Origin of the sequence: Aquitalea aquatilis (assembly GCF_005155025.1) — a bacterium.
Classification (GTDB): Bacteria; Pseudomonadota; Gammaproteobacteria; order Burkholderiales; family Chromobacteriaceae; genus Aquitalea; species Aquitalea aquatilis.
The window spans coordinates 1,727,968-1,754,225 of the sequence record NZ_CP039731.1 but is presented as its reverse complement, the minus strand read 5'-3'; the positions used below and the strand labels follow the sequence as shown (position 1 = coordinate 1,754,225).

Sequence of the window (26,258 nt, the reverse complement as noted above, 5' to 3'; positions counted from 1 at the left end):
GGGCGACAGTGTGGGCCTTGACTAGTTATCGGCCCCCCGTTGGCAAACTTTAGCGGCCCTGTGATTATTTTTTGGGAATCTGGCCGCTTAGTGCCAGTTGCCAGTCATCCAGGTGATCATCAAGCCAGTAATGTTGATCCACCCAGGCGCGCAGGGCAGCGCCCTCCGCATAAGCTGCGTCCAGGTCATGGATGCGGGCGCGGATGGCCTCGACCCAGGCCTTGGTGGTATTGGGCACACGGCATACTGGCGCAGCATTGGTCTGGTACGGATAAATATCCGTGCAGATGACCGGCCAGCGCATGGCGCCATATTCCAGCAAGCGCAGATTGCTCTTCGACTCATTGAAGACATTGACTTCCAGCGGAGCAATGGCCAGATCCAGATCCAGTGCCGCCACCTTGGCGGGATAGTCCTGGAAAGGTACCCAGCCATGCTCCTCTGCGATATAGGGTCGCATCTCCGGCAGGCACATACCCATGAATACCCAGTCAACTTCATGCGCTGTCTGTTTGACGACTTCAAGAATCAGCGCCAAATCACCCTGATGCTGCTGGGCACCGACCCAACCGACACGCGGCTTGCGTCCTTGGCGGCGGCCAGACGTCAAGTCGCCCCACATATGCCGCGCCAGGCGGTTCGGAATGATGTGGATATCATCAATCATGTTGCGGCAGGCATCAGCCAGTGGCTCGGTCGATACGATCAGGCTATCCGAGTGCTTGAGCATGGCGCGCAAACGCGGGCGGGCATCCGGCATGGTCTTGCGCCACAGGCGGTGCAGGATGTTCTTTTCCGGCAGCGCTCCCACCAGATCGTCCAGCCCGAATACCACGCGCATGTCTGGCAAGTACTCCCGGTACTGCTGCAAGGCATGCTGCATGCCATCTGACAGGATGGTGTGCACCAGCAGGATTTCCGGATTCAGCCTGGCCATTTCCACCACGGACAGTACCGGCATGGCACCGCCCTTGACCGGTGAAATCAGATCGGTATCCAGTCGCCCCGCCTGCTGCAGCGCATGGAAAGGCATTGATACGCGGTATTCGCCACTGCCACCGGCAATGGGTAGCCCCAATACCTTGGTCTTGCCTTGTTCACGTGGTGACCAGCTGACCGTGCAGGTGTTTTCGATGAGCATGCTCTTGGAACGCAGGCTCAGGTGGCGGTTATAGGCCGGGTCATGCGCCAGTCGGGGCAACCAGCGTTTGAGCATGACACCCAGTTCCTGCTGCTCGCGTGCTGCCGCACGCAGGGCGATGGTCGGATCATAGGTTTGCTTGCCGATACTCTTGGCATGGTGATGCACCAGCGTGATATAGGGCGTGAAAACATTCAGCAGCCCCTGCTGCTGCAATTTGAGGCAGAAGTCGACATCGTTGAACAGCACGGTCAGATCATCTGCATCAAAACCATTCACCGCCAGGTATTTATCCTTGGCGACCAGCAAGCACGCCGCAGTCACCGCCGAGTAGTTTTGTTCGGTCAACAAGCGGTTCATGTAGCCAGGTTCATCCAGGGCTGCTTTTTCATGCACATGATCCGCTACCGACAACATGCCGGCGGGCAGGCCGAGCACAATGCCGGCATGCTGGATGCGGCCGATCTCCGGATAAACCAGTCGTGGCCCCACGGCACCGACTTCCGGGCGCTGGGCAATGCCCAGCATCCGCTCCAGCCACTCCGGCTGGATGATTTCGGTATCGTTGTTCAATAGCAGTACATATTCACCCTGTGCAGCAGCGACGCCGCTATTGCACTGGGCGGAAAAATTGAAGGCCTGCGGATATTCGATGATGCGCACCCGCCCAGGGTAGTCTTGCTGCAGGCTGGCGTAGAAATCGAGCGTGTCAGGATCAATCGACTGATTGTCGACAATCAGCAATTCGAAGTGCGGATACGTGGTATTGGCAAACAGACTCTCCACGCAGGGCTGTAGATACTCCAGCTTGTCGCGGGTGGGAATGATGATGGACACCAGCGGCGTACCGCTCAGCTGGTAATCCACATGCAGGGTATTGTCCACATAACCACTACTTACCGTTGCCGCGATTCCCAGTCTTTGCAGATGGTTCTCCAGCGCTACCTGACGCGCCGCTTCACGTTCGTGCCGCACACCAAGCGGCTGTGCCGGCAGGTGGAACAAGACCTCATCCAGATGATGGACGACGCCAAGTCCGTAGTTTTCCGCCAGCCGCAGCAAGTGATTCCAGACCTCGGCCCCCGGGTAGGCTTCAAAACCGCCCAGGCTGGCCAATCCCTGATAAGACAAGGCAACCGCACTATCCACGTAGTCATAGGCACGCAGATAATCGAGCGAAAAATCAGGCTTGAGGCTAGGTTGAACATAGCATCCCGGCTGGGTGTAGCTGTCGTGGTCGGTATAAATCGCCAGTGCCTGGGCTTGCGCCTGGATAGCGTCGCCCATGCGCAGCAGCAGTTGCGGAGCCAAGGCCACCCCTGCCGGCAGCAACATCACCCAGTCACTGCGCACCTCGCCCAGCAAGCCGTTCAGCGCAGCGCTCAGCAGCTGCGGATCATCCAGCGTATCCAGCTGTAGCCAACCCAGCGTGTCATTGCCGGTGAAGATCGGATCCGGCTGTTTCCAGTCAGCCAGCACGATCAGTTTCCAGCGCTGATACATTTGCTGCTGCAAGCTGTCGATGGTTGTCGCCAGGCGGTCACGCTCAGCATAAGAAACCTGCATGATGAGCAAGAACTCAGGCTGCTGCCGCCACTGCATGACCATCCGCCCAGCCATCATTTCCGCATCGATTTCCCGTATTTGATGGCTTTGTTCCCATTTATTCCAGGCTCGGTAATCATCAGCGTGCATCAATGAAACGGGCTGTCTGTGCACCGGACCATGATGCTCGGCCGCATAACTATCCAGTACCTGGCTCAGGCTAGGCGGCAGTACATCCTGCAACAAGCGCACCCAGTGCCCAAGCTGGTCTTCCATCGTGGCGTACTGCTGCAGGTAGTCGTAGGAGCGTGCTTGCAACTGGGTCCGATAGGCCTGGTCTTCGATCAGCCTGGCAATGGCGTCTTCCCAGCTGCGGGCATCATTGGCGACCACTTCGGCCAGCCCCAGTTGCTTGGCTTCCTGATAGGCCGCCACATCACTCAGCACGGCCGCCGCACCGACTGCGGTGTACTCCAGCCATTTCAGATCGGACTTGCCATGGTTGAACACACTGTCTTCCAGCGGTGCCAGCGCAATATCCAGCCCCAGTCGCTGCAGCTCCTTCAGATAATCCGGATAGGGAACCGACTTGTTGACTACCGTCACATTCGAGGCGCTTTCAAAACCAAGCGGCACGCAGCCCCAAAACACAAAGCGGACCTGGCCTTGGCCAAAGCGCTGCTGAATGCCCAGCAATGCCTGGTTGATCATCTTCACGTCGCCGACATGGGTAGAGGTACCGGCAAAACCAATGGTGATCGGCTCATCCGGCTTTCTGCTACGGGGCGAGAAGCTGGTGTAATAAGCCCTGGACAGCGTGTTTGGCACAACCCTGACATCAGGAATCAGTGATTTGAGCTGCTGAGCCAAGGGCTCGGTGCTGACGGTTGCCGCCGTGCACTGCGGCAGATGCTGCTGCCAGAAGCGCCACAAGTCGCAGGGTGAGAAGTCATTGAACTGCGGATGTGAAGCGGGCAAGGCGGGTAGCCAGTCATCCAGCTCGAAAATGATGGGCTTGCCGGTGGCAAACAGTTTGCTGACAAAATCCTGATTGCGTTCGCTGCAAATCGCACGCTGGATCACGAACAGATCAGCCCACTGGGTAAATGCATCGATATCCACCGCCTCGTGGGTGCAATCGTACATGCCGTTGCCGGGGAAAAACACGGTGTCCAGCCAGGGAGACAGCAGACTGAACGGGTCAAACAGGCGCAAGCGCATGCAGGCACCATCCAGCACATCGCCAGACAGAATGCCGAGACGGATCTTTTCCTGTGGCGGGAATGTCGCGGCAGCGGCAAATGGTTTGGGCTGCAGGCGGCGCGTTGGCAGCAAAGGCAAGCCAGACAGCCCGGACAGCTCGACCGTAGACGACGATGTGGCTGCAGCGTGCTTCTCCACCTGCGGTGTGGGCTGCAAAGGTAAGCTGGTTTTTTGGGCCTGCAGATAGATTTTCTCATCCTGCGGCAGCGGCAAGGCCTGCAACAGCCGGGGTTGCCACTGGCAAGGCTGTATCTGGCTCAATAACTGCTCTACTGCCTGCTGCACGACGGCAGGCCGCAATTCATCCATGCAATAAGCATGGCCACGCCGGCACAGCGGCAGGGCGTCGGGAGCCAGCTCGGCCAGACAACCCTTGCATTCGATATCTGCGATAAGGCCAATTGATTTGCCCTGCAAAGACAGACGGGTCTCTGGCAAGGCCATGCCAAACAGGCCGACCACCGGCGTTCCCACCGCATTGGCGATATGGATCAGACCAGAATCAGGTGCGATCAGCACATCGGCCACGGCAATCGCGGCGGCGGTTTCGGCAATGCTGCCCTCCGCCACCATGCTGATGACGTTCTTTTGCAGGGCTCTGGGCAGCGCCTGCAGACGAAGATCCTTGCTGCCCCCTAGCAAGACCAGGGCAATATCATGCTGCTGCAATGCGGCAAGCAGCTTGAGCCAATGTGGCAAAGGCCAGATGCGGTCAGGCGATGCCGATGCCATGTGAATGGCAAGCACATAGCCCGGTGTGCGCTTGCCCAGCCAGCCGGCCTCCAGCACTTTACCTGCCAGCAGACGGTAATCCTGTGACAGCCGTGGCAACTGCGGTGCCGCCGCAGCGACACCCGCCTTAGCCGCATAAGCCTCAATGATGTGCAATGCCCGCGCTTCTTCGTAGGCATTATCCAGATTGATGTGGATGTCCTCCGGCCGCACACTCAAGGACATGCAGCCGACAATATCCAGCTCGGGCACGCCCTGGAATACCTCCACGACCTGCGTTTTCATCACCAGTTGATGGTCTGGATATGTGCTGCGCAGTGCCGGGAACAAGCTGCTGGCGAGCAAGGCATCGCCCATGGCGAAACGGCGCTGCAACACGACGCGTGCACCATGCTGACGCACTTTCGGCTGCTGCAAGATAATGACAAAACCCTCGTCCTCTCCCGCCTCTGCCAGCCCTTCATGCAATAGCCCCGACTGGAAGGTTTCCGGTGTAATCAGCGACAGCCGCAGTCTGATCAGGTGTACCGAATCAAACACCCGTTCACACAGGCGGCGTACCCGCTGTTCATTCCAGTTGGTCCAGTGCGTGGGATTCAGATGCGACCCTGCCCAACGCTCCGTGGGCAGACTCAACAGCAGGCGGCCACCTGGCGCGATGCGCTCGGACAGGTCCCACAGAAAGATTTCCGGGTCGTCGGTGTGCTCGATGGTTTCAAAGGAAATCACCGTGTCGTAAGCCGCCTTGGGCAGGGTATCCAGCAAGCGGGCTTCAAACTGGCAACTGGCTGGTGCATGCGGAATGAAACGGCGCGAAAAGGCAATGGCATCGGGATTCAGGTCGATACCGGTATAGCTATCCATGCAGTCGGCATCGTGCAGCAATTGCCAGCCATAGCCGGCACCGGAAGCGCAATCCAGCACCCGCCCCAACCTGCCCTGCCCGGCCGCGAAACGATAGCGTGCCGTGTGTTGTACCAGCGTGGCATAGCCTTCCATGCCCGGCAGGAAGCGACCATTGCCGATATCGCCCAGTTCACGGGCAAAATCGCCATCCAGCAACACCACCTGATTGCGTTGTGCTTGCTGCTGCATGGCATTGAGCATGGCCGTCAGTGCATTCAGCTTTGCCTCTGCCCAATGTTGCAATACCGCGGGCAAGACCCAGCGGCCATCTGGCAGGCGATACAGCGCCATCAACTGGAAGATGCAGCCTTCGGCATCCAGCCAGGTGGCATCGAAAGCCTCGATGATCAATATCTGGTCTACCCGCACCAGTTCGCTGCGCATGACCGCAGGTCGCAAGCTATCGGCGCGGGCCTCCCATACAGCAGCCTGCTGATGACTGATCACCTGAATGCTGTCGAACTGCGCCTCACTGACCAGCACCCACTCCCGCCCCTGTTTCAATACTGGAGCCAGGGATGGTGCATCCGGGCAATTCTCTCGGAACACGTCGGCAAGCACTGCATAGGCCGAACCTTCGGCAGCCCGCGGCGTCAACAGCCAGGGGCGATGTTGCTGCACCAGGGCAAGCACTGTCTGGCGCAGAGCAGACTGGCCCGGATTCTGGCCCAGCAGCACAAGCAGCCAACTGACCATTTCCCGTTGCGAAGCTTGCACTTGCACCTGTTCCGGCAGTCTGTTGAGCACCGGCAACAGCGCGGCGGCAACCGGCAGCACCTGCAAGCGTACCGCCTTGCCTTGCTGCAGATCAGTCAGCAGCCTGTGCTGCAGCCACTCGCACGGCACCATGCAAGCGCCCGGCGCGGCATCTTGCAGCAACCATTCCTTGCGCAACCAGCTGACCGGCTGGTCCAGCAGCAGCCAGGCCGGATCGTGACTGCGTTGCAGCAGTTGCTGCCAGGCGCTCAGGTCCTGCAGCACATGCAGGCGGTAGTCCTGTTCATTCTGCATGCTGCGTTCGTGGCGGAACGGCAGTTTGTCTTGCAGAGAAGCCCACCAGTCGGTCACCACCCAGTCGGCATCGGGTGTTTCGCTCCAGGGCTGTTGCAGCAGATAGCTGCCCGGCGAGGCAAAACCCAGCCACTCACCGGCAGCACCCAGGTCCGCCCCGGCAAGCATGGGCAGGCCGTTGTTGAAACTGACAAAAACTACAGGCAGGGTATGCGCGGGCAAAGGCGCATTCTGCAGCTGCACATCGATCAGCAGGATCACTTCATGCGAGCCTGCATTCTGCTGCCAGTGATCCCAAACTCGTTGGATCTCTTCTACCGATTGAATGAGGATAAACAAAGTCAGCATAAACTTTACTTTCTTCTGGCATGGCCGACATGCCGTGAGGGTGAAATGTTCGAGCAGGCAGGCAAAGCCTCAAGCGGGCAAAGGTTCGCCGTAAGCAACGGTTTCCCACAGGGTATTAGGTGAATGGTGCCGCAAGATCAGGCGGTAGTTTTCCCCGTGTTCGATGATGAACATGGGTACTTCGATCAGATCGCGGGTAGTGTGATAACTGCAGATAGCCAGCCGCGGCCGTACTTGCTGGATGATTTGCCTGCTTCCTTCCAGCGCAGCCAGCTCACTCCCCTCGATATCCATCTTGATCAATGTCGGATGGATTGCCCGTGCAAACAGATCCTGATCGAGTGTAATCCGCTCCACCGCCTGTTCGCCAGGAAGATCACGGCAGTTGTAACTCAGACCGGTATCGTGCTGACCACCCACAATGCAATGCCGCATCTGTGCTGCAATCTGGTAGCGCTGCAAGTTGGCTTGTGCATTCAGGTAATTCTGACGATCACCCTCGTAAGCGATGATCTGATGTTCATCACCCAGTGCGCGGACGAACGCGACAATCGAGTCACCATCGAATGCACCGCAATCCACATAGACTTGCCTGCCACGAGGCTGCCAGACGCGATGATCAAAATACTGGGGCGAACTGGCAAGCGGGTTGAGGAAGATATTGCCCTGCATGGGGAAATGGAACTGCTGGAACAATCTGGCAGCCATCGTATACAACAACACCTGGCGCGAGTGGTTTTCCTGCAAGGAAGACCACAGTTTGTCTACCCGTTCTGGATGCCGTAACAGCCAATGACCAGGCGTGCGGCCAATACTACCGTCACGCTCGGCATACCAGACATCCAGGCCCAGCTCCTGCAATGGCTCACCCAGGCCATGCACCTGCATCGCAGCAATCACCACCGCCGTTCCTGCCGGTAGCTGTGCCAGCACAGCCGGAGACTGGATGGTCATCCCCTCCAACTCCCCTCCCCATTTGGCGGGGTTGCTATCCACCAACCCTTGTGGTTGATATCCGGCCTGCTGCCACTGTTGCAGCACTTCTCTGGCAAAAAAACCTGCGCCATACAGCACACAAGCACCAAGACCAGCCAGAGCGCTGGGGGCGAGTGTGCAATCAGATGTTTGCCGGCGCAGTAATGTCCAGAGCTGATCGGGATGAGACAGCGACTGGAGATGCCGAAACAATTCAGCCTGATTCATGAGTGCATTCTTTCCGATGGTAAGGCGTAAATCACGGCAGCCGTTCCGCACCAGCCATGCAGGCGGAACAGCAAACGATAGTCCGGCAAATGCTCCGCGAGCCATGCGGGCAGCTCGGCCATACCCTGACGGTTATGATAGACAGTCATCATCAGCACCGGTCTTTGCTGCAACAAGGTCTGCAGCGCGCCACGCAAAGCCGCCAGTTCATGCCCTTCCAGATGCAGTTTGATGATGCTGGCAGGCAAGCGCAGGCTGTCGAGCGTCACTTGCTGCACCAGCTCGGTTGCCAATGCAGTGACTTGCGAGGCATAGCCTTGTCCGCCCAGAAAGGGCTGCGGCCGGTTGCTGTCGCCAACGCAGAGCGGCAACAACTCAAAGGATGGGCATTGCTGCCGGATGACTTGTGCATTGGCAGGATCGGCCTCTATCAGGATAAAGCGGTCATCCGCACCTTGTCGTTCCGAGTGGATACGCTGACTGACCTCTCCGTGATGCGCTCCCACATCCAGCCAACATTCCCGTGCCTGCCAGCAGGCGCGCAGCTCGGGGATGAAATAGCGCTGTTCAGGCAGCACAGGATGGCTGGCATCCACCCAGTCTTCACGCAAACAGCGCCAGGCAAGAAACTGCAGATAATGTGCTCGCGAGTGGGCATCGTCCCATCGTGCCAGTGCTTGCTGCATGCCCTGTATTTCCAGCGGGCTCAGCGTGTCGGCAAACCAGCCATTGCTCAGAGGGTGTCGGTCGCGATAGGCCTCGGCCACATCATAAAACGGCAATACATCGTTCCAGCCGGCAGCCCGTAATTGCTGCTGCAATACACTGAAGGGCAAGGTGGAAATGGTCACGGCCAGCAGGCCTTGCTGCTGATCGGTATCGCTTAGCTCATCAGGTGCATACAGGGCGATTCCCTGCCAATCATCCTGCCCACGCCAATGCGCGGCCTGGCGGTCGACCACCCCGGCTACCGGAATGCCCAGCCACTGCAGGTAGGCATAAGCCATTCGCCCCAGATTACCTGCGCCATAAAGCCATAGCGGCTTGTCCACCTTGCGCGGTGCCGCAGGGATAACGCGGCTACAGATCTCGCCCAGCAGCGCCTGCGCATGGGCCAGGTCATCCATGTCAGTCAATTCGCGTTGATACATGCCAATGCCTTACTCCAGCCGCTCAACTGCGCATTATCGGGAAAGCAGTCATGGAAATGAAAAACACTTCCCTTAGTTTGCTCCAGCACGGCATAGCGCCCATCTCCGTTCAGCAACTCACTCCATTGCTGCTGTAAAAATTGCTGAGGCTGTGGCTGGCAACTGAGAAACCACTGCTCGGGCTGACTGCCTATGGCCCGGGAAAATGCGTGCATGCCTTTATCTTGTGACATCAGGTCCTGATAACACGCAGCAAAGGATTCCGCCATGGCCGTATCGGTAAACTGCGCACGTACCTGCCTGGCTGCAGCCAGGCCCATCTCCAGCCGGCGTGCAGGATCTTGCTGCAGCATGTGCAGGACTTGTGCCATTTCCTGTGGAGTCTCGATGACAAAACCGGTGTGGCCATGCTGCACAATCGCCTGTTCTGCCGGATTGGCCAACACGATGGGCAGCACTCCCATGGCCATAGCTTCAAGCAAGGCATTTTCTGCCGTGCCGTAATGTGTGGGGTTCAACAGATAAGGCAGCACGTTGATTTGGGAGAGGAATTCACCGGGCCGGGCGGTAAACCCTTCGAACTGCAATAAGCCCGGCCTGTCCATCCTGGCGGCCTGTTCTTGCAATAGCGCCTGATTCAGCACATCGCCCGCCATGCGGATGGCCAGCGTCTTATCTGCCACCAGACGGAAATACTCAACATAGCGCGGATGTAGCTTGGAGAAATTGAGGCTACCCAGATAACCGGCCAGCAAGGGCTGACTGACAGCACGTTCCGGTATCGGCTGATTGGCCAGCCCGCTGCCACTCGAGATCACTCGGAGCCGATGTGGACGCCGGGCCTGCAGCTTGGCGATGCCTTCTGCCTGTAGCGAACAGGCCGATGTCAGCACCACCTGATCGCAGACCTCCAGCAAACCCAGCGGCAGGACCGGGCTGAACAAGCCAGATACATGACACCAGCTCACCAGCCGCATCGGGATGCCATCCAGACCGGCCAGGCAGTGCAGCGTGGCCGGGTGATTCCACCACTCCAGCTGCACGATGTCGGCCTGCCGGAGAATATGCTCCAGTTGCGCCCGGTCCGGGCACACCGATACCTGGGCACCCAGCTGGCGCAACTGCTCTATCCACAATTGCTTTTCCGGGCGCTCCAGGCAAAGAAAGTGGTGCTTGATCCCCTGCCGGCCCCCCGCAACCAGGCTGCACATGGCCTTGCCGACCCCGCCCCCAAGGTGGGCAGTCAGATGCACGATGGTCAGCATGTCGCCAACAGCGCCGGACACTGCTTAGCTCCGCCCCAGAAAGCGCTGCATGCGCTCCAGCAGCATGGGCGCGTGGGCATCGATATTATCCGGCAGGCAATGCGATAGCTGGCCGCACTTGCCGCATACCGGATGCGACTTGCGCTTTCCTTCCAGATGCAGAATGCGCAAATCGTTCATCGCAGGCGAATTCCATATATCGACCAGCGATTGCTCGCGCACATCACCAATCAGCAGCTTGCGCCCCCAGTCCAGAAAGCAGGAGCTGACCTGACCATCCGCATTCACCGACATCGAATAAAAGATATAGGGGCAGGTATTGGTTTCACTCACATCCTGGTCGTAGATGCCCCGGCTAATCTGGATGCCGGTTCTGGCCTCAACATCGAACTCCGGCCAGCATGGCGCAAAGTTCTCGATATAGATGCGATCCGCGATCTCGCCAAAAATATCCAGGAACTGCTGCCGCTGCGCCGTGGTGATCAGTTCCGAGGGAATCTTGATGAATACTTCACAATCGCCCCGGTTCTCATACAAATGGCGGATATTGGCCACCATCTGTTCGAAATCGATATCGAACTTGGTGAAGCGCAGGTATTGCTCTCGGTTCATGCCATCAATAGAGATATTGATGCGATCCAGGCCGGCCTCAATCACCGGCAGCACACGTTCCGGCTCCAGCAAAGAACCGTTGGTAGTGGTATCGATATAGGCGGCGCGCCCGCTACGGCGCGCGTAGTCGACCATCTGCGCCAGATTCTTGTTGAGGAAGGGCTCGCCATCCTTGTACAGCCGTAGCACTTTCAAGGGCTGCGGAAAGGCTGCCAGGTCGTCAATGATCTTCTGGAACACTTCCAGCTTCATCCGCCCCTGAAAACGGCCGGTATCCTTGATCAGGCCGCGATCGCCAGTGGGGCAGAAAGTACACTGGAAGTTGCAGGCACTGGCCGGATCAACATTCAGGATAAACGGGGTGGATAACGGAATCACCGTCTCCAGAGGGGTTCTGTCATCCAGATGGATGCGGGGTTTGACCACGGCTTTCACGGCACACTCCTCATATATTCTTGGGCTCGAACCTGGCCGGGACACCCCAGAAGGCCATTGGCTCATGTTGCGGATAAGGGTAATGACCCAGGTTCAAGTCTATGTTCCAGCCCTGCTCGGCAATCCAGCCTTCCACCAGACGCCGCACCGATACCGGCTGGCCGGAACAGATATTACACAGTGCAGGCTGGCCGGGGGCGCGTACCAGCGCCAGCAATTGCCGGGCAACTTCGGCCACCGGCAGATAATCACGCAGCTGCTCCCCACCCGACATATTGAAACGTGTCTCGCCTCTTGCCACGGCGGCCTCCAGCTGTGACCACAAGGTCTGGGGTGGCTGGCCGCTACCATGCATGTAGAACAGCCGCGCCCAGCTCAGGGAAAAGCCGGTTTGCTGCGCCAGAAAACGCAGCTGCTGATGCAGGACATGCTTGGCCAGCGCATAGGGTGTGGCAGGTTGTGGCCACTGTGCCACGGACAGGGCCCCTGACTGCAGGCCGTACTCAAAACACGTTCCGGCCACCACCAGCGCCGGCAGTCCCTCGGCCACCAGCTGGCGCAAGAAGGCATACTGCCGTGGCAATTCCTGCTCGAAATGGTGCAAGGACTGATAATTGGGCAAACCCTGCCATGCCAGGTGCAGCAAGACATCCGGCCGGCCCATCTGCTCATAAGCATCGGCCGGTGGCTTGGCATGATCCAGCTGCAGTACTTCCACCCGTGGCTGCCACTGCTGCAGGCGGGAAGGATCGCGACACAGCGCGACGATCTCGTCATCGCTGTGTTGTAAGGCTGCCAGTACATGCTGGCCAATAAAACCACTGGCACCGCTAATGGCAATACGCCGCACGGACTTGCTCATAAGCACACCGCCTGAAAGTCTGGCAGCAGCGGGTAAGTGCGGTCCCGCTCCGACATTTCGCTGACTGGCAACGGCCAGTCAATCGCCAGCGCAGGATCGAGCGGATTCAGGCCGGCATAATGTTCCGGATCAAAAAATTCGTCCACGAAATACAAGGTTTCGGCATCGTCAACCAAGGTCTGAAAACCATGGGCAAACCCTTGCGGCACAATGATACCCACATGATTCTGTTCACTCAGGACCTCGCCATGCCATTGCAAATACGTTGGCGAACCGGCACGGATGTCGACGATCACGTCGAAAATGGCACCGCGCAGGCAGGACACCAGTTTGACTTCTGCCCGGGGCTGATACTGGAAATGCATGCCGCGCAGGGTGCCGGCACGGGTGCTGAGCGAGCGATTGATCTGGGCCAGCGGCTTGCCGATCAATGCTTGCAGCTCCTCGGCACAATACAGGCGCTCAAACAAACCCCGACTATCCGCGATGGGCTGGCGGCTTACCCGGTAAGCGCCCGCCTGCGGCAGGGCTTGGATTTCAAATTTGCTGCTCACGGTATTCCTTGCTACCCGGTCAGCGCTCAGCTGCGGGCTGACAGGACGAGATAATCTGCGATCTGCTGCTCAGTGAGCGCTCGCGCCAGATCAGGTGCATCCACGACCTGGCGATACCAGTCGGCAGTCCACTGCAAACCCTGCTCCAGGCTCAAGGCCGGTCGCCAGGCCAGTTGCAGATTGGCTCGTGTGGCATCCAGGGCCAACAGCGCGGCTTCATGCAAAGGCGATTCGTCACCCAGCTCCCAGCGCAGCGCCGGCCAGCTGGCCTGCAAGGCCTGCAAAACATGCAGCACTGTTAGGTTATCGGCAGCGGCAGGGCCAAAGTTGAATGGCTGGGCAAGATTTCTTTCGCCGGCCAGCAAGCGTTCGGACAAGGTAAGGTAACCATCCAGGCAGGAAAGGACATGCTGCCAGGGCCGGGTGGCACCAGGAAAGCGAATACGCGCCGGGCTGGCGTGCTGCATGCCGCGCACGATATCAGGGATCAGGCGGTCCTCGCTCCAGTCGCCGCCGCCGATGACATTGCCGGCACGGGCCGTGGCCAGCAAGGGGCCTGCAGCATCGAAATAACTTTGCCGATAGCTCTGCACCACCAGCTCGGTAGCAGCCTTGCTGGCACTGTAGGGGTCATGGCCTCCTAGCGGGTCCGACTCGCGATAGCCCCAGTTCCAGTTCTGGTTTTGATAGCATTTGTCCGAGGTCACCACCAGCGTAGCTTGCACCGCAGGACAATGCCGTACCGCCTCCAGCAGATGAACCGTACCCATGACATTGCTCGACCAGGTGTCCACTGGTTGGGCATAGCTGCGCCGCACCAGCGGCTGGGCGGCCAGGTGGATCACCAATTCGGGGCTGAATTGCTCCATCACCTGCGCCAGCATGGCGGGATCGCGAATGTCCTGCTCGGCATGCAGCTCGAACAAGGCGTCCAGCCCGGCCTGGCGAAACAGGGAAACCGGCTCTGCCGGCAGGGCATAACCGGCCAGCCGGGCACCAAAACCAGCCAGCATCAGGCTCAGCCAACTGCCCTTGAAGCCGGTATGCCCGGTCAGCAACACCTTGCGGCCGCGCCAGAACTGCGGATTCATGGCCAGACTTTCCACGGGGCGTTACCCGAGCGCCACAAATCATCCAGCTGCGACTTCTCGCGCAGGGTGTCCATCGGCTGCCAGAAGCCATTGTGCTCAAATGCCATCAATTGCTGATGGCCGGCCAGCTCGGCCATGGGCTCGCCTTCCCAACTGGTGGCATCGGCCTCCACAAAATCAATGGCCTCAGGCTGCAACACAAAAAAGCCACCATTGATCCAGCCACCATCACCTGGTGGTTTTTCGCGGAAACCGGTCACCTGCGCGCCATCCGTCAGCAAAGCACCATAACGCCCTGGCGGCTGCACGGCAGCCACGGTGGCCAGCTTGCCATGCTCACGGTGAAAGGCCACCTCGGCGGTAATATCGATATCGGCTACGCCGTCGCCGTAGGTGAAGCAAAAGCTCTCACCCGCAGCCAGATAGTTGCGGACACGTTTCAGACGGCCACCCGTCATGGTGTTTTCACCGGTATCCAGCAAGGTCACACGCCAGGGTTCGGCATGCCGCTCGTGCACTTCCATCTGGTTGTTGGAGAAATCAATGGTGACGTCTGACATGTGCAGGAAGTAATTGGCGAAATACTCCTTGATCACATAGCCCTTGTAACCCAGGCAGATGATGAAGTCATTGATGCCATGTGAAGAGTAGATCTTCATGATGTGCCACAAGATGGGCTTACCTCCGATATCGATCATCGGCTTGGGCTTCAAATGGCTTTCTTCGGATATTCTCGTCCCCAGACCACCCGCCAGAATCACTGCTTTCATTGTTGTTCTCCATCAGCCATTGCTGTTGACCTCAGGCGATGTGGCCGTAGCACTCGCCGAGCAGGATATTCATGAAATTGGCCATGTCTTTTTGCACCGTCAGGTACTGCGCCAGGATCGGCGAAGTCTGTTCGCTGATCTGGGTGAAGTCGAGTCCATAACATTGCAGGGTATTGCGATACTTGAGCAGGCAGCAGTTCACCACGTTATTGATGAACATGTCGCGATCGACTCCTGGCGGCAGGTTACGCCGGATGACATCCATATAGGCATTGATCTGGTTCTCGAAGCTCTGGAATCCATCCACCCCGTCCAGCATCAGCTTGCGCTTGTAGGCTTCCGGGTCACCAAAGTCGTGCGCCTGGCGCAGGAAAAACAGCACTTCCGGGTTGTGGGCGAACTCACCCAGGCTGGCCATTTCGAACAGCATGACGTGGTCGATGCCCATGATGGGCATTTGCACATCACGATACTGCACCTGGCGGAAGGCAGACATACGGTTCAGGCCATACAGCTGATAGGCAAAGGTCAGGCCCCATACCACCACCGTCATGCGTGAAAGCTTATCAACGCCACGGGTATCGTAAGCACCGCCAATCACCGACCCTACGCCACTATCGTTGAACCAGGCGGTGGCGGCGGTGGCCAGCACTACATTGGGATTGTCATCCAGCTGCTGCACGCAGCGCTCAATGAAACTGGCGTGATAGAGATCATGACCAGCCGCAAACATCATGTATTCGCCACGCGCACGTTCGAAAATGCGGTAGAAATTCTGGGGGGCGGCAATGGTTTGCTCGGTACGCAGCAACTGGATACGGCTATCCATGCTGGCATAGCGTTCGGCGATTTCGTAAGTACCATCATCAGAACAATTATCCGAGATGATCAGTTCAAAATCGCCGAATGTTTGCGCCAGCAGCGACTGGAGGGTCATGTCCAGGTAGCGGGCTTCACGGTAAATCGGCATCCCGATGGTGACACGTGGAGTCGTCATGCAGTCTTCCTCGAAACGGAAACGGTTGAGTTCTGGCCCGGCCTAGTCAAATACACCCAGATAGCTGCGCAACTGCTGAACCGTCCAGTCCAGCGCAGCCGTGGTCAGCCCAGGATACAGTCCGATCCAGAAGGTATCGTGCATGACGGTATCGGTTTGCTCCAGACCACCGCTGACGCGATGCGGCACGCCTTTCATATAGGGCTGGCGCAGCAAGTTGCCACCAAACAGCAGGCGGCTGCCAATCTTCTGGCTATCCAGATAGGCCAGCAGGTCCACCCGCGCCACACCCGCTTCGGGACGCAAGGTCAGCGGGAAGCCGAACCAGGAAGGCTCACTGCCTGGCGTGGCTTGTGGCAGGAGCAGGCGATCGGCCAGTGGTTGCAGCGCCTGGCTCAGGTAGTCGAAATGCTGTTGGCGTGTAGTAATGAAACCGGGCAGACGGTCCATTTGGGCCAGGGCACAGGCCGCCTGCATATCGGTGATTTTCAGGTTGTAACCGACATGGGTGTACACGTATTTGTGGTCGTAGCCGAAGGGAAGCTCACCAAACTGCCAGCCAAACCGCTTGCCACAGGTATTGTCACAGCCGGTTTTGCAGTAACAGTCACGGCCCCAGTCGCGGAAGGATTCGACAATGGCCATCAGCTCGGCAGAGCGGCCAAACACCGCACCGCCCTCGCCCATGGTGATGTGGTGGGCCGGATAAAAGCTGACGGTGGCCAGGTCGCCAAAAGTACCGACATGCTGGCCGTTAAAGCGCGCACCCAGGGCATCGCAGCAGTCTTCCACCAGCCACAGGCCATGCTTGTCAGCCAGCGCCTTCACCGCCGCGACATCAAACGGGTTACCCAGGGTATGGGCCAGCATGATGGCGCGGGTTTTGGGCGAAATGGCGGCCTCGATGCGGCTGACATCGATATTGTAGGTAGGCAGCTGGATATCGACGAAAACCGGGATGGCACCAAACTGGATGGCCGGATTGACCGTGGTGGGAAAACCAGCGGCCACGGTAATGACCTCGTCACCCGGACGGATGGCGCGCTCACCCAGCCGTGGCGAGGTCAGGGCCATGAAGGCCAGCAGATTGGCCGAAGAGCCAGACGAGGTGGTGAGCACATGCGGCACACCGACAAACTGCCCCAGCGCCTGCTCAAAGCGGGTATTGAAGCGGCCGGTGGTCAGCCAGCCATCCATCACGGCATCGGTCATGGCCAGCAGCTCGGGCGTGCCAATCACCTTGCCGGATGGGGGAACGGTAGTTTGTCCAGGGACAAAAGGCGGAGTCTGGTCGAACTTGCTGGCGCCATGCCGCGCCACCCAGTAGCGCGCTGCCCAGCGATGCACTTGCTCCAGCTCACTCGGCGTAGCGGCATGCAAGCCATGCAGCTGCGATGAATCCAGATGAAATATTTCCGCCACCGCAGGCGCATTGCCCGAGGACAGACTGGCCAGCAAGTCGACCAGCGGCAATGGCAGTCGCATGACAAGGCATTGTCGATCAGCCTGCTCCAGTACGAGAACTTCCGTTTCAGTCGCTGCGCCACTGGCCGGATCAAAATACCGCGCCAAGGCCAGTTGCCCTGCAAACTCACTCATTATTTACCTTTCAATCCATCCATGGTTGCCGTGGCTACGGCAAACCGCTCTGACCTGATAGCCGGGGCTGCGCTCAAGACAGCATCGCCAGCAGCACTGCGGTGACATCGCTGATGCCGGCTTCGGCCGTCGCGGGATCGAAATTCACCGTGGCGCTGCCACCCTTGCCGGCGGCCCAGTTCACGACCAGGCACAGGTGGGCATAGGGCAGGTTCAATTCGCGGGCCAGGCAGGCTTCGGGCATGCCGGTCATGCCGACTATATCGGCACCATCGCGCTCCAGCCTGAGGATTTCTGCTGCGGTTTCCAGTCGTGGGCCCTGGGTGCAGGCGTAGATACCCTGGTTGACGGCTGGTTTGCCGCTGGCCTTGACCGCCTCGATCAACTTGCTGCGCAGGCCGTCGTCGTAGGGATTGCTGAAATCCACATGCACCACCGGCCGCTCCGGGCCATCAAAAAAGGTGTGCTTGCGGCCCCAGCTGTAATCGATGATGTTGTCCGGCACCACCAGCGTGCCCGGTCCCATGTCGGCGCGAATGCCGCCGACCGAGCCGATGGACAGAATGCCTTTCACGCCCTGGTTGTGCAGCGCCCAGATATTGGCGCGGTAATTGATTTCATGCGGTGCCAGCGAGTGGCCGTGGCCGTGGCGGGCGATGAACACCACGTTTTGCTCACCGATGCGGCCAAAAGTCAGCGCGCAGGATGGATCACCGTACGGTGTTCTCACTACCTGGCGATGGGTTACTTCCAGAACCGGCAGCTTGGCTAGACCGCTGCCTCCGATAATGGCCAACATAGTCGGTCCCCTTGTTATGGCATGGCGTGGATGCAAGTGCCATGCGGCTTGGTTTTGCTGGCATTATGGCTTAATCGGGCGGGGGGATAAATTGCTTTATCCGGTACGGCAGTCGATTGGCATGGAAAAACCTGCTGACAAGGGCCGCCGGATGTCCGGCCTCCCTGCTGACGCTTCAGTCTTGCCCGCGCCACAGCAGCCAGGCAGCCACTACGGCCATCAGCAGCGCAATCACCTTGCCCACCCAGGCGGTCCAGTGCTGACCGGTTTCCAGGCAGGCTTCGGCCGGATTGGCCGGGTTGTAATACACCCTTACCTGCGCGCCGGCGGGATAGCGCGCCAGGATGGCAGCCACTTCCTGCTGGCTGCGGCTGTAACCGGGGTTGGGAAAGCGCCGGTTAGTGGATTGATAGTCCTGCCCCTGCACCTGGTAGTGGTAGCTGATGTGGGGAAAGTATTCCCAGGTATTGTCGCGATCGCCACCGGCATTGACCTGGCGCTGTTCCAGTTGGCTTTGCTGCACGATGCCGACCGCACTGGGCCAGCTACTCGACGCATCGCCCTTGGCCCCCAGCCACCATAGATAGCCGAAAGCGGCCAGTCCGGCCAGCAGCATCAGGCTTTGCAGCAGCTTTTCAACCATGCGCTGCCGCCCGCTTGCCGCGCCCCAGCCGCCAGCGTTGCAGCAGACGGTCGAGCAAGGCCCAGCCAAACAGGGTGCTGAGCGCCGCCAGAATGAACTGCCCGCTGCCGATGCTGCTGTCGCCGGCGCGGATCAGCACCGCGCGCGTCGGCTCGTGCGGGTTGTAATACACCACCACGGCCTTGCCGGCAGGAAAGCGACGGGTGATGTCTTCGGCACTGCTGTGATCGCCCGGCAGGCCAGCAGCCACGGCGTATAGCTGATCACCGTGGTAGAGCTCGCCGTTTACCGTGTACAGGTACTGCACATAAGGCTCCCAGTGGATCTGGTCGGGGTGCTCGGGCGGGCTATTGACCAGAATACGGCTGGATTCGACATGGCCGGGGGCCGGCTGCCACTGGCTGGCACTGCGCGCCGGGTCCAGCAGCAGGTATACCAGCCCTGACAGGCTGAGCAGGAAGGCCAGCATCAGGATGGATGTCTGCAAACGGGGCGATAGATGCATGATGATAAATGGTTCAGACGGCGATGCCGGGGCTTTCGAACCAGGTGGCCAGAATGGCCTGGGCAGCCACCTGGTCCAGCGCCGGTTTCTGTTTGCGGCCACGCACGCCGGCCTCTTCCAGCATGGATTCGGCAATTACCGAAGTCAGCCGCTCGTCCACCAGCCACACCGGCAGGCCGAAACGGCCCTTGAGACGGTTGGCAAAACGGCGCGCCAGCTGGGTCATTTGATGTTCGGTGTCGTCCTGGTGCATGGGCAGGCCCACCACCAGTTGCGCCGGCCGCCATTCGTCGATCAGCTTGCCGATGGCAGCAAAGCGGGCGTCGGTGATTTCGGTATCGATGGTCAGCAGCGGATGGGCAATGCCCAGCATGGTTTCACCCATGGCCACGCCGATGCGCCGTTCGCCAAAATCAAAAGCCAGTACCGTTCCCTCAAGCATGCCCGATATCTCCCGACAGCAAGGAGGGATCAAATCCCAGCAAGGACATGGCGGCGTCGTAGCGCAGCTCTGCCGCCAGATCAAACAGGATGGAAGGCTCGGCCTTGACGGTCAGCCAGCTGTTGTCGCGGATTTCCTGCTCCAGCTGCCCGGCGGTCCAGCCGGCATAGCCCAGGGTAATCAGCATGCGCTCCGGGGCACGGCCCTCGGAAACGGCAATCAGCACATCCTTGGACGTGGTCAGCGCCATGCCGTCCTTGACCTGCAGGCTGGACTGCCAATGCCCGGCTGGCGCATGCAGCACAAAGCCACGGTCTGGCTGTACCGGCCCACCGAAGTACACCGACTCGCCACGCAGCGGATCGTTTTCCAGCGGCAGGTCGATCTGCTCGAACAACTGCACCATGGCAATGCCGGATGGCTTGTTGATGATCAGGCCCATGGCACCGTGTTCGCCGTGCTCGCACAGGTAAATGAGCGAGCGGGCAAACAGGGGATCAGCCATATTGGGCATGGCAATCAGAAAGTGATCGGTCAGCGATAGCGGTTCCATGCGGGCATTATGGCACAACAAAGTTGACAACAGCGCTGACAACTCCTGGCGCAGTTTGACGCTTGATCTGCAGCAAATCCGACCAAATGCCGCCACCCTGATAAAATGCCGCCGTTGCTTCATTCACCCAGCGAGGACGCCTTGCGCCTGACCCACGTCAAACTCTCCGGCTTCAAGTCATTTGTCGATCCCACCAGCATTCCGGTCCCCGGCCAGCTGGTGGCGGTAATCGGCCCCAATGGCTGCGGCAAATCCAATGTGATTGACGCGGTGCGCTGGGTGCTGGGCGAATCCAGCGCCAAGCAGCTGCGCGGCGAGTCGATGCAGGACGTGATCTTCAACGGCTCATCCACTCGCAAGCCGGTCAGCCGCGCCTCGGTGGAACTGGTGTTCGACAATGCCGACGGCCAGCTCACCGGCCCGTGGGGGCAGTACACCGAAGTGGCCATCAAACGGGTACTGACCCGCCAGGGCGAGTCCAGCTACTACATCAACAACCAGCAAGTGCGCCGCCGCGACATCACCGATCTGTTCCTCGGCACCGGCGTGGGCGCGCGTGGCTATGCAGTCATCGAACAGGGCATGATCTCGCGTATCATCGAAGCCCGCCCGGAAGAGCTGCGCGCCTATCTGGAAGAAGCCGCCGGCGTCTCCAAATACAAGGAACGCCGCCGCGAAACCGAACACCGCATCGCTGACACCCGTGCCAATCTGGAACGCATCGAAGACCTGCGCCAGGAGCTGGAGCGCCAGGTGGAACGGCTGAGCGAGCAAGCCGAAGTGGCCGCCCAGTACCACGACCTGCGCGGCACCCTCACCCACAAGCAAAACTTGCTGGCACTGGCCCGCCGTGAAGAAGCCAGCCGCAACGAAGCGCACGCCCGTGCCGAGCTGTCGCGCATTGAAACCGAAGAAGCCGCCATGGAAGCGGCGCTCACCCATCTGGATAGCGAACTGGAAACCGTGCGCGAAAGCCACTACGCGGTGAGTGATGCAGTACATGAAGCACAACAGCGGCTGTTTGAAGCCAATGCGGCACTGGCGCGGCTGGAAGAACAGCAACGCCATCGCCAGCAAAACCAGGTGCGGGTGGAACGCGAACTGGCCGCCGCCCGCAGCGAACGCCAACAACTGGCCGAAAGCCGCCGTCAGGCCGGCATGGAGCTGGACGACTGGCTGCCCCGGCGCGAAGAAGCCCAGATGCGCCTGGAAGAAGCGCAGATGGCGCTGGAAGACGGTGCCGACCTGCTGCCCATGGCCGAAGCCGAATTCCGTGCGCGCGACCAGTTGCAGGCACAGCTGCTGGCACAGCAGGCCAACCTCACTCGCGAGCGCGACCTGGCGCGGCAAAAAGCCGAGCACCAGCGCCGTGCACTGGAACAGTTGGCCGGCCGCGAACAATCGTTGCAGCGCGAGCTGACCGAACTCAATCTCCCCGACCACGCCCAGCAAGCAGCGGCGCAAGCTGAAGTAGAACGGGCGCGCTCGGCACTGAACGCGGTGCGCGCGCGGGTGGTGGCCGACGAAGCCAAACTGGCCGATCTGGCCTCGGAGCGGGAAAAGCTGGACGAACAACTCGCCAGCCAGCGCGCCGAACTGGCCAGGGCCGAAGCCGAAGTGGCCGCGCTGACTGCTGTACTGGAACGCGAGGCCGCCGGTGAAAAACTGGCCGACTGGCTGGAACAACAAGGCCTCAGCCACAGCCCGCAGCTCTGGCAGTCGGTGCAGATCGACCCGCTCTGGCAGGGCGCGCTGGAAGCGGTACTGGGCGAGCGGCTCACCGCCCGTGCCGCCCATTGCGCCGAGCAGCCACCGGCAGCGCTGACCGTGGTGGATGGCCAACAGCCGGCGGCCACGGCCGCCCAGCCCTGGCCGCGCCTGCTGGACAAGATCAGCGCCAGCGCGCCATTTACCGCCGCGCTGGCCGACTGGCTGGACGGCGTGTATCTGGCCGATGACCTGGCCCAGGCCATCGCCCGCCGCGCCCAGCTGCTGGCTGGCCAATGCCTGCTCACCCCGCAGGGCCACCGGGTCAGTGCCAGCAGTGTCAGCTTTCACAGTGAGGCCAGCGGCGCCGGCGTGATGGTGCGCAAGCAGCAACTGGAAGCCGCCCACGGCCGCCAGCAGCAATTGGCACCGGACATCGACAAACTGCAAAAGCGCCGTGAATCGCTGCAAAGCATGAACGGCATGCTGGCCGAAGCAGTCAGGGCGCAAAAAGGTTCGCTCACCCGGCTGGAAGCCGAGCTGAATGCGGTGACGCTGGAGCACGTCAAGCTGGATCAGGCTGCCCGCCAGGGTGCAGCACGCTTGTCCTTTATCGAGGCCGAGCGCTTGCGCATCCGCCAGGAGCAACAGCAGGCTGCGCTGGAAATCGAAGAAGGCGAACTGCTGAGTGAAGAGTCGGCCATGACACTGGAAGAGCTGACCGTACAGCTGGAAGAAGTGCGGCTGGACCGCCTGAATGCCGAAACCGGCCTGCAACTGGCCCGCAATAAAACCCGCGATGCCGAACGGCAGCTGCATGAAATCCGCCTGGAACTCAACACCGCCGAACAGAAAGCCGGCGAACTGGCGCGCCGCGCCCGCGAGCTGGACGAACGCGACCAGCAATTGGCCGAACGGCTAGAAACCCTGGCCGAAGAGGCCGAGACCGTCGACGACACCGTGCCGGAAGAGGCCATGCAACAAGCGCTGGAACTGCGCGAACAGCACGAAGCAGCACTGGCGCACACCCGCGACCGCCTGAACGGCATGACCGAGCAACTGCGCCAGCTGACCCAGCGTCAGCACGAGGTCAACGCCGCCCTGCCGGCACTGCGCGAAGGCCGTTCCGACTGGCTGCTCAAGCACCAGGAAGCCCGCCTGGCCATGGAACGTTTCGCCGAGGAGCTGAAAGAAGCCCAGGCCGACGAGGCCGCGCTGCTGGCCGACCTCACCGATGCCATCAAGCCCAATTCACTGGCCGCAGAAATCGCCCGCCTGGCCCGCGCCCTGGAAGGGCTGGGGGCGGTCAATCTGGCCGCACTGGAAGAACTGGAAGAAGCCCGCAAACGCGGCGAGTATCTGGGCAGCCAGGCCGAAGACCTGAACCAGGCCATGGCCACGCTGGAAGAAGCCATCCAGAAGATAGACGGTGAAACACGCCAGATGCTGCAAAGCACCTATGAAGCAGTCAATGGCAAGATGCGTGAGTTTTTCCCCACCCTGTTTGGCGGTGGCCGTGCCGAGCTGGTGCTCACCGGTGAAGACTTGCTGGATTCCGGCATGCAGATCATCGCCCAGCCGCCGGGCAAGAAAAACAGCACCATCCACCTGCTGTCCGGTGGCGAAAAGGCGCTGACGGCGATGAGCCTGGTGTTTTCACTGTTCTCGCTCAACCCGGCTCCGTTCTGTCTGCTCGACGAAGTCGATGCGCCGCTGGACGATGCCAACACCAGCCGCTTCTGTGATCTGGTCAAGCAAATGTCCGAACGCACCCAATTCCTGTATATCTCGCACAACCGTCTCACCATGGAAATGGCCGAGCAGCTGGTGGGCGTCACCATGCAGGAACAGGGCGTCAGCCGCATCGTGGCGGTGGATATTGTCGAGGCACTGAAGATGCGCGAAATTGCATGACGCATCTACGCAAGTTTCAACATGGCGCAGTTGATACATCGCAATCTATGCTCGACAGGTGGCGCTCATACTGCGCGACTTGCGTTGCCATGACGCACATTTTGACTTCTTCGAGACCTCGGGCATGACGGTAAGCATCAAGCGCTGGGAGCCGGAAAACATCATTTTCTGGCTAACCCGCGGCCGCAGGATTGCCAATCGCAATCTCCTGCTCTCCACCCTCGCCCTGCATCTGAATTTCAATGTATGGATGATGTGGAGCATCGTGGTCAGCAATTTGCCGGCAGTCGGCTTTGCCATGACTGGCCAGCAACAATTTCTGCTGGTGTCCATTCCACCACTGGTGGGGGCCATCATGCGGCTGTTTTACGCCTGCATCTGGAGCTGGGTGGGCGGTGGCACCTGGCTGGGCATTTCCACGCTGTTCCTGCTGATTCCCGCGCTGGGCGTGGGCTGGCTGGTGCAGGACATCAGCGCGCCCTTCCCCTTGCTGTTGCTGGTGGCCGCCTGCTGCGGCATTGGCGGCGCCGCGTCGTCATCACACTTGTCCAACACCAGCTTTTTCTTTCCCAAGTCGGCCAAGGGCTTTGCCATGGGCCTGAATGCCGGCATGGGCAATCTGGGCGTGTCGGTGGTGCAGATCGTGGTGCCCTTGGCCATTGCCGTCCCGCTGTTTGGCAGCCTGGCCGGCGAGCCGCAAATCTGGGGCCGTGGTGCGCAGGTGCATCCCATCTGGCTGCAGAACGCCGGCTATATCTGGATCATCCCCATCCTGCTGATTGCCACCCTCTGCCTGCTGTATGCACACGACCTGCCCAAGCTGCGGCTGACCCTGCACGACCAGTGGCTGATGATGAAAGAGCGCCACACCTGGTATATCTGCCTTTTGTATCTGAGCAGTTACGGCACCTTCATCGGTTTTTCCGCGGCCTTTCCGCTGCTGGCGCACGCGCTGTTCCCACTGGTCAATGCCACACCCTATCTGTTCATGGGGCCGATGATCTGCGCGCTGGCCCGGCCTATAGGCGGCTGGTGCGGTGACCGCATCGGTGGCGGCATCACCACGCTGGTGTGCAATGCACTGATGGTCATCGGCACCCTGCTCATTCTGGCCAGCCTGCCCGGTGAGCTCGACGGCGGCAGCTTCATCCTGTTCTTGTGTGCCTTTTTGCTGATGTTCTTTGCCGCTGGCGTGGGCAATGGCTCGTCCTACCAGCTGTCACCCAAGGTATTTCTGATCGAGGCCGGCCGGCAGGCCAAGAGCAGCGGCGAGAGCATTGCCGACGCCTATGCCCGAGGCGGACGGCGCGGCGTGGCCGCCATGAGCATCAGCTCGGTCTCGGCCACGCTGGGCGGCTTCTTCATCCCCAAGGCCTTCGGCAGCGCACTGGACTGGTTCGCCAGCTTCGTGCCCGCCTTCATGCTGTTCCTGGTTTTTTATCTGCTGTCGATGGCAGTCGCCTGGTGGCAATACGCACGCCCGTCGGCCAACATGCGCTGCTGAGTCACTACATGCCGCGACTGCCGCACCTGTCATTGTCCCTGTCCACGGCCTTGCTGCTGTCGCTCTTGCTGCATGCCGGGCTGCTGGGCTACGGCCACGCGTTCTGGCCGGCAGCGCCCGCAGCGGCCCCGGCACAAACCGGCCTGCAATTACAGTTACAAACAATGCCGGCGCGGATGCCGCAGACGCCGCACACCGTCAGCCCGCCAACAAAGCATGTGCAAGCCTCCACACCGCCCCTGCTCACCACCCCGCCCACACCGACACCCGGCCCACGCCTGCCGGCGGACAGCAAACCACAGCAGGCTATAGCCAGCCCGGCACCGGCCACTCCGGCCAGCAGCCCTGCCAACGACAAGCTGGCCGCAAGCCCCCCAGGCAAAGCCGTCACTATGCCGGCGACCAGCGGTGCAGAGAATCATCCCGCGCTATACCGCACGGCCTATCTGCATAACCCCGAGCCGCCCTATCCGGAGCGTTCGCGTGAACTGAGCGAACAAGGCCGTGTCGTGCTGCGGGTGCTGGTCACACCCGAAGGCCGCGCCGGCCAGATCGACATCGTCGACGGCAGCCACTCGCGCCGGCTGGACGAAGCGGCCCGCGCCGCGGTGGCCGACTGGCGCTTTGTACCGGCCCGCCAGGATGGCACGGCCATCGCATCGCGCATTCTGGTGCCAATCAGCTTCAGCCTGCAGTCGCACTGAGC

Annotated in this window: 19 protein-coding genes; 3 read left to right on the top strand and 16 right to left on the bottom strand. The window is 60.1% G+C overall.

From position 1 onward, the window contains the following. Positions 1-64 precede the first annotated feature (64 nt). The 16 genes from FAZ30_RS08140 to FAZ30_RS08065 form a co-directional block, all read right to left on the bottom strand. A complete protein-coding gene (locus FAZ30_RS08140) occupies positions 65-6,946 on the bottom strand; it encodes a glycosyltransferase (RefSeq protein WP_137009239.1) in 6,882 nt (2,293 codons plus the stop codon). A gap of 69 nt (positions 6,947-7,015) precedes the next feature. Then, complete coding sequence (locus FAZ30_RS08135; RefSeq protein WP_158613610.1) at positions 7,016-8,149, bottom strand: FkbM family methyltransferase; 1,134 nt, start codon at positions 8,147-8,149, stop codon at positions 7,016-7,018. After that, positions 8,146-9,300 carry an FkbM family methyltransferase gene (locus tag FAZ30_RS08130; RefSeq protein WP_137009237.1) on the bottom strand — a complete coding sequence of 385 codons (1,155 nt, stop codon included), beginning with the start codon at positions 9,298-9,300 and terminating at the stop codon, positions 8,146-8,148. The genes FAZ30_RS08135 and FAZ30_RS08130 overlap by 4 nt, the downstream gene beginning before the upstream one ends. Then, positions 9,282-10,586, bottom strand: coding sequence for a glycosyltransferase family 4 protein (locus tag FAZ30_RS08125; RefSeq protein WP_137009235.1), 1,305 nt, complete (start codon positions 10,584-10,586; stop codon positions 9,282-9,284). The genes FAZ30_RS08130 and FAZ30_RS08125 overlap by 19 nt, the downstream gene beginning before the upstream one ends. A gap of 3 nt (positions 10,587-10,589) precedes the next feature. After that, positions 10,590-11,612, bottom strand: a complete 1,023-nt coding sequence (locus FAZ30_RS08120) for a radical SAM/SPASM domain-containing protein (protein WP_124644397.1) — start codon at positions 11,610-11,612, stop codon at positions 10,590-10,592. 10 nt (positions 11,613-11,622) lie between these two features. Beyond that, positions 11,623-12,474, bottom strand: coding sequence for an NAD-dependent epimerase/dehydratase family protein (locus FAZ30_RS08115; protein ID WP_124644398.1), 852 nt, complete (start codon positions 12,472-12,474; stop codon positions 11,623-11,625). Further along, entirely contained in the window at positions 12,471-13,028 is a 558-nt protein-coding gene (locus FAZ30_RS08110) for a dTDP-4-dehydrorhamnose 3,5-epimerase family protein (RefSeq protein ID WP_124644399.1), read from the bottom strand. Before FAZ30_RS08110 ends, FAZ30_RS08115 begins: the two co-directional genes overlap by 4 nt. A 26-nt stretch (positions 13,029-13,054) precedes the next feature. Next, on the bottom strand, positions 13,055-14,119 hold the full coding sequence (gene rfbG, locus FAZ30_RS08105; protein WP_124644400.1) for a CDP-glucose 4,6-dehydratase: 1,065 nt from the start codon (positions 14,117-14,119) through the stop codon (positions 13,055-13,057). After that, positions 14,116-14,889 carry a glucose-1-phosphate cytidylyltransferase gene (gene rfbF / locus FAZ30_RS08100; RefSeq protein ID WP_137009233.1) on the bottom strand — a complete coding sequence of 258 codons (774 nt, stop codon included), beginning with the start codon at positions 14,887-14,889 and terminating at the stop codon, positions 14,116-14,118. The genes rfbG and rfbF overlap by 4 nt, the downstream gene beginning before the upstream one ends. Before the next feature lie 31 nt (positions 14,890-14,920). Beyond that, positions 14,921-15,886: a glycosyltransferase family 2 protein gene (locus tag FAZ30_RS08095; protein ID WP_137009231.1), complete on the bottom strand. Its 966-nt coding sequence runs from the start codon at positions 15,884-15,886 to the stop codon at positions 14,921-14,923. A gap of 42 nt (positions 15,887-15,928) precedes the next feature. Further along, entirely contained in the window at positions 15,929-17,371 is a 1,443-nt protein-coding gene (gene rfbH / locus FAZ30_RS08090) for a lipopolysaccharide biosynthesis protein RfbH (protein WP_124644403.1), read from the bottom strand. A gap of 187 nt (positions 17,372-17,558) precedes the next feature. Continuing rightward, positions 17,559-18,284 (bottom strand): S-methyl-5'-thioinosine phosphorylase, encoded by a 726-nt coding sequence (locus tag FAZ30_RS08085; RefSeq protein ID WP_124644404.1) that lies wholly within the window; start codon positions 18,282-18,284, stop codon positions 17,559-17,561. Between the two features lie 175 nt (positions 18,285-18,459). Next, complete coding sequence (locus tag FAZ30_RS08080; protein ID WP_137009229.1) at positions 18,460-18,927, bottom strand: DUF3592 domain-containing protein; 468 nt, start codon at positions 18,925-18,927, stop codon at positions 18,460-18,462. Beyond that, positions 18,920-19,432: a DUF3592 domain-containing protein gene (locus tag FAZ30_RS08075; RefSeq protein ID WP_124644406.1), complete on the bottom strand. Its 513-nt coding sequence runs from the start codon at positions 19,430-19,432 to the stop codon at positions 18,920-18,922. Before FAZ30_RS08075 ends, FAZ30_RS08080 begins: the two co-directional genes overlap by 8 nt. 13 nt (positions 19,433-19,445) lie before the next feature. Beyond that, the gene (ruvX, locus tag FAZ30_RS08070) at positions 19,446-19,874 is read right to left on the bottom strand and encodes a Holliday junction resolvase RuvX (RefSeq protein ID WP_124644407.1); all 429 of its coding nucleotides are present in this window, start codon (positions 19,872-19,874) and stop codon (positions 19,446-19,448) included. Beyond that, positions 19,867-20,427 carry a YqgE/AlgH family protein gene (locus tag FAZ30_RS08065; protein ID WP_124644408.1) on the bottom strand — a complete coding sequence of 187 codons (561 nt, stop codon included), beginning with the start codon at positions 20,425-20,427 and terminating at the stop codon, positions 19,867-19,869. The genes ruvX and FAZ30_RS08065 overlap by 8 nt, the downstream gene beginning before the upstream one ends. 105 nt (positions 20,428-20,532) lie before the next feature. Here FAZ30_RS08065 and smc point away from each other — a divergent pair, with 105 nt between their 5' ends. The 3 genes from smc to FAZ30_RS08050 all read left to right on the top strand — a co-directional run bounded on the left by smc (position 20,533) and on the right by FAZ30_RS08050 (position 26,256). Next, positions 20,533-24,048, top strand: a complete 3,516-nt coding sequence (gene smc, locus FAZ30_RS08060; RefSeq protein WP_425456394.1) for a chromosome segregation protein SMC — start codon at positions 20,533-20,535, stop codon at positions 24,046-24,048. Between the two features lie 124 nt (positions 24,049-24,172). Next, a complete protein-coding gene (locus tag FAZ30_RS08055; RefSeq protein ID WP_124644410.1) occupies positions 24,173-25,552 on the top strand; it encodes an MFS transporter in 1,380 nt (459 codons plus the stop codon). 8 nt (positions 25,553-25,560) lie between these two features. After that, positions 25,561-26,256 carry an energy transducer TonB gene (locus FAZ30_RS08050; protein WP_137009227.1) on the top strand — a complete coding sequence of 232 codons (696 nt, stop codon included), beginning with the start codon at positions 25,561-25,563 and terminating at the stop codon, positions 26,254-26,256. Positions 26,257-26,258 lie beyond the last annotated feature (2 nt).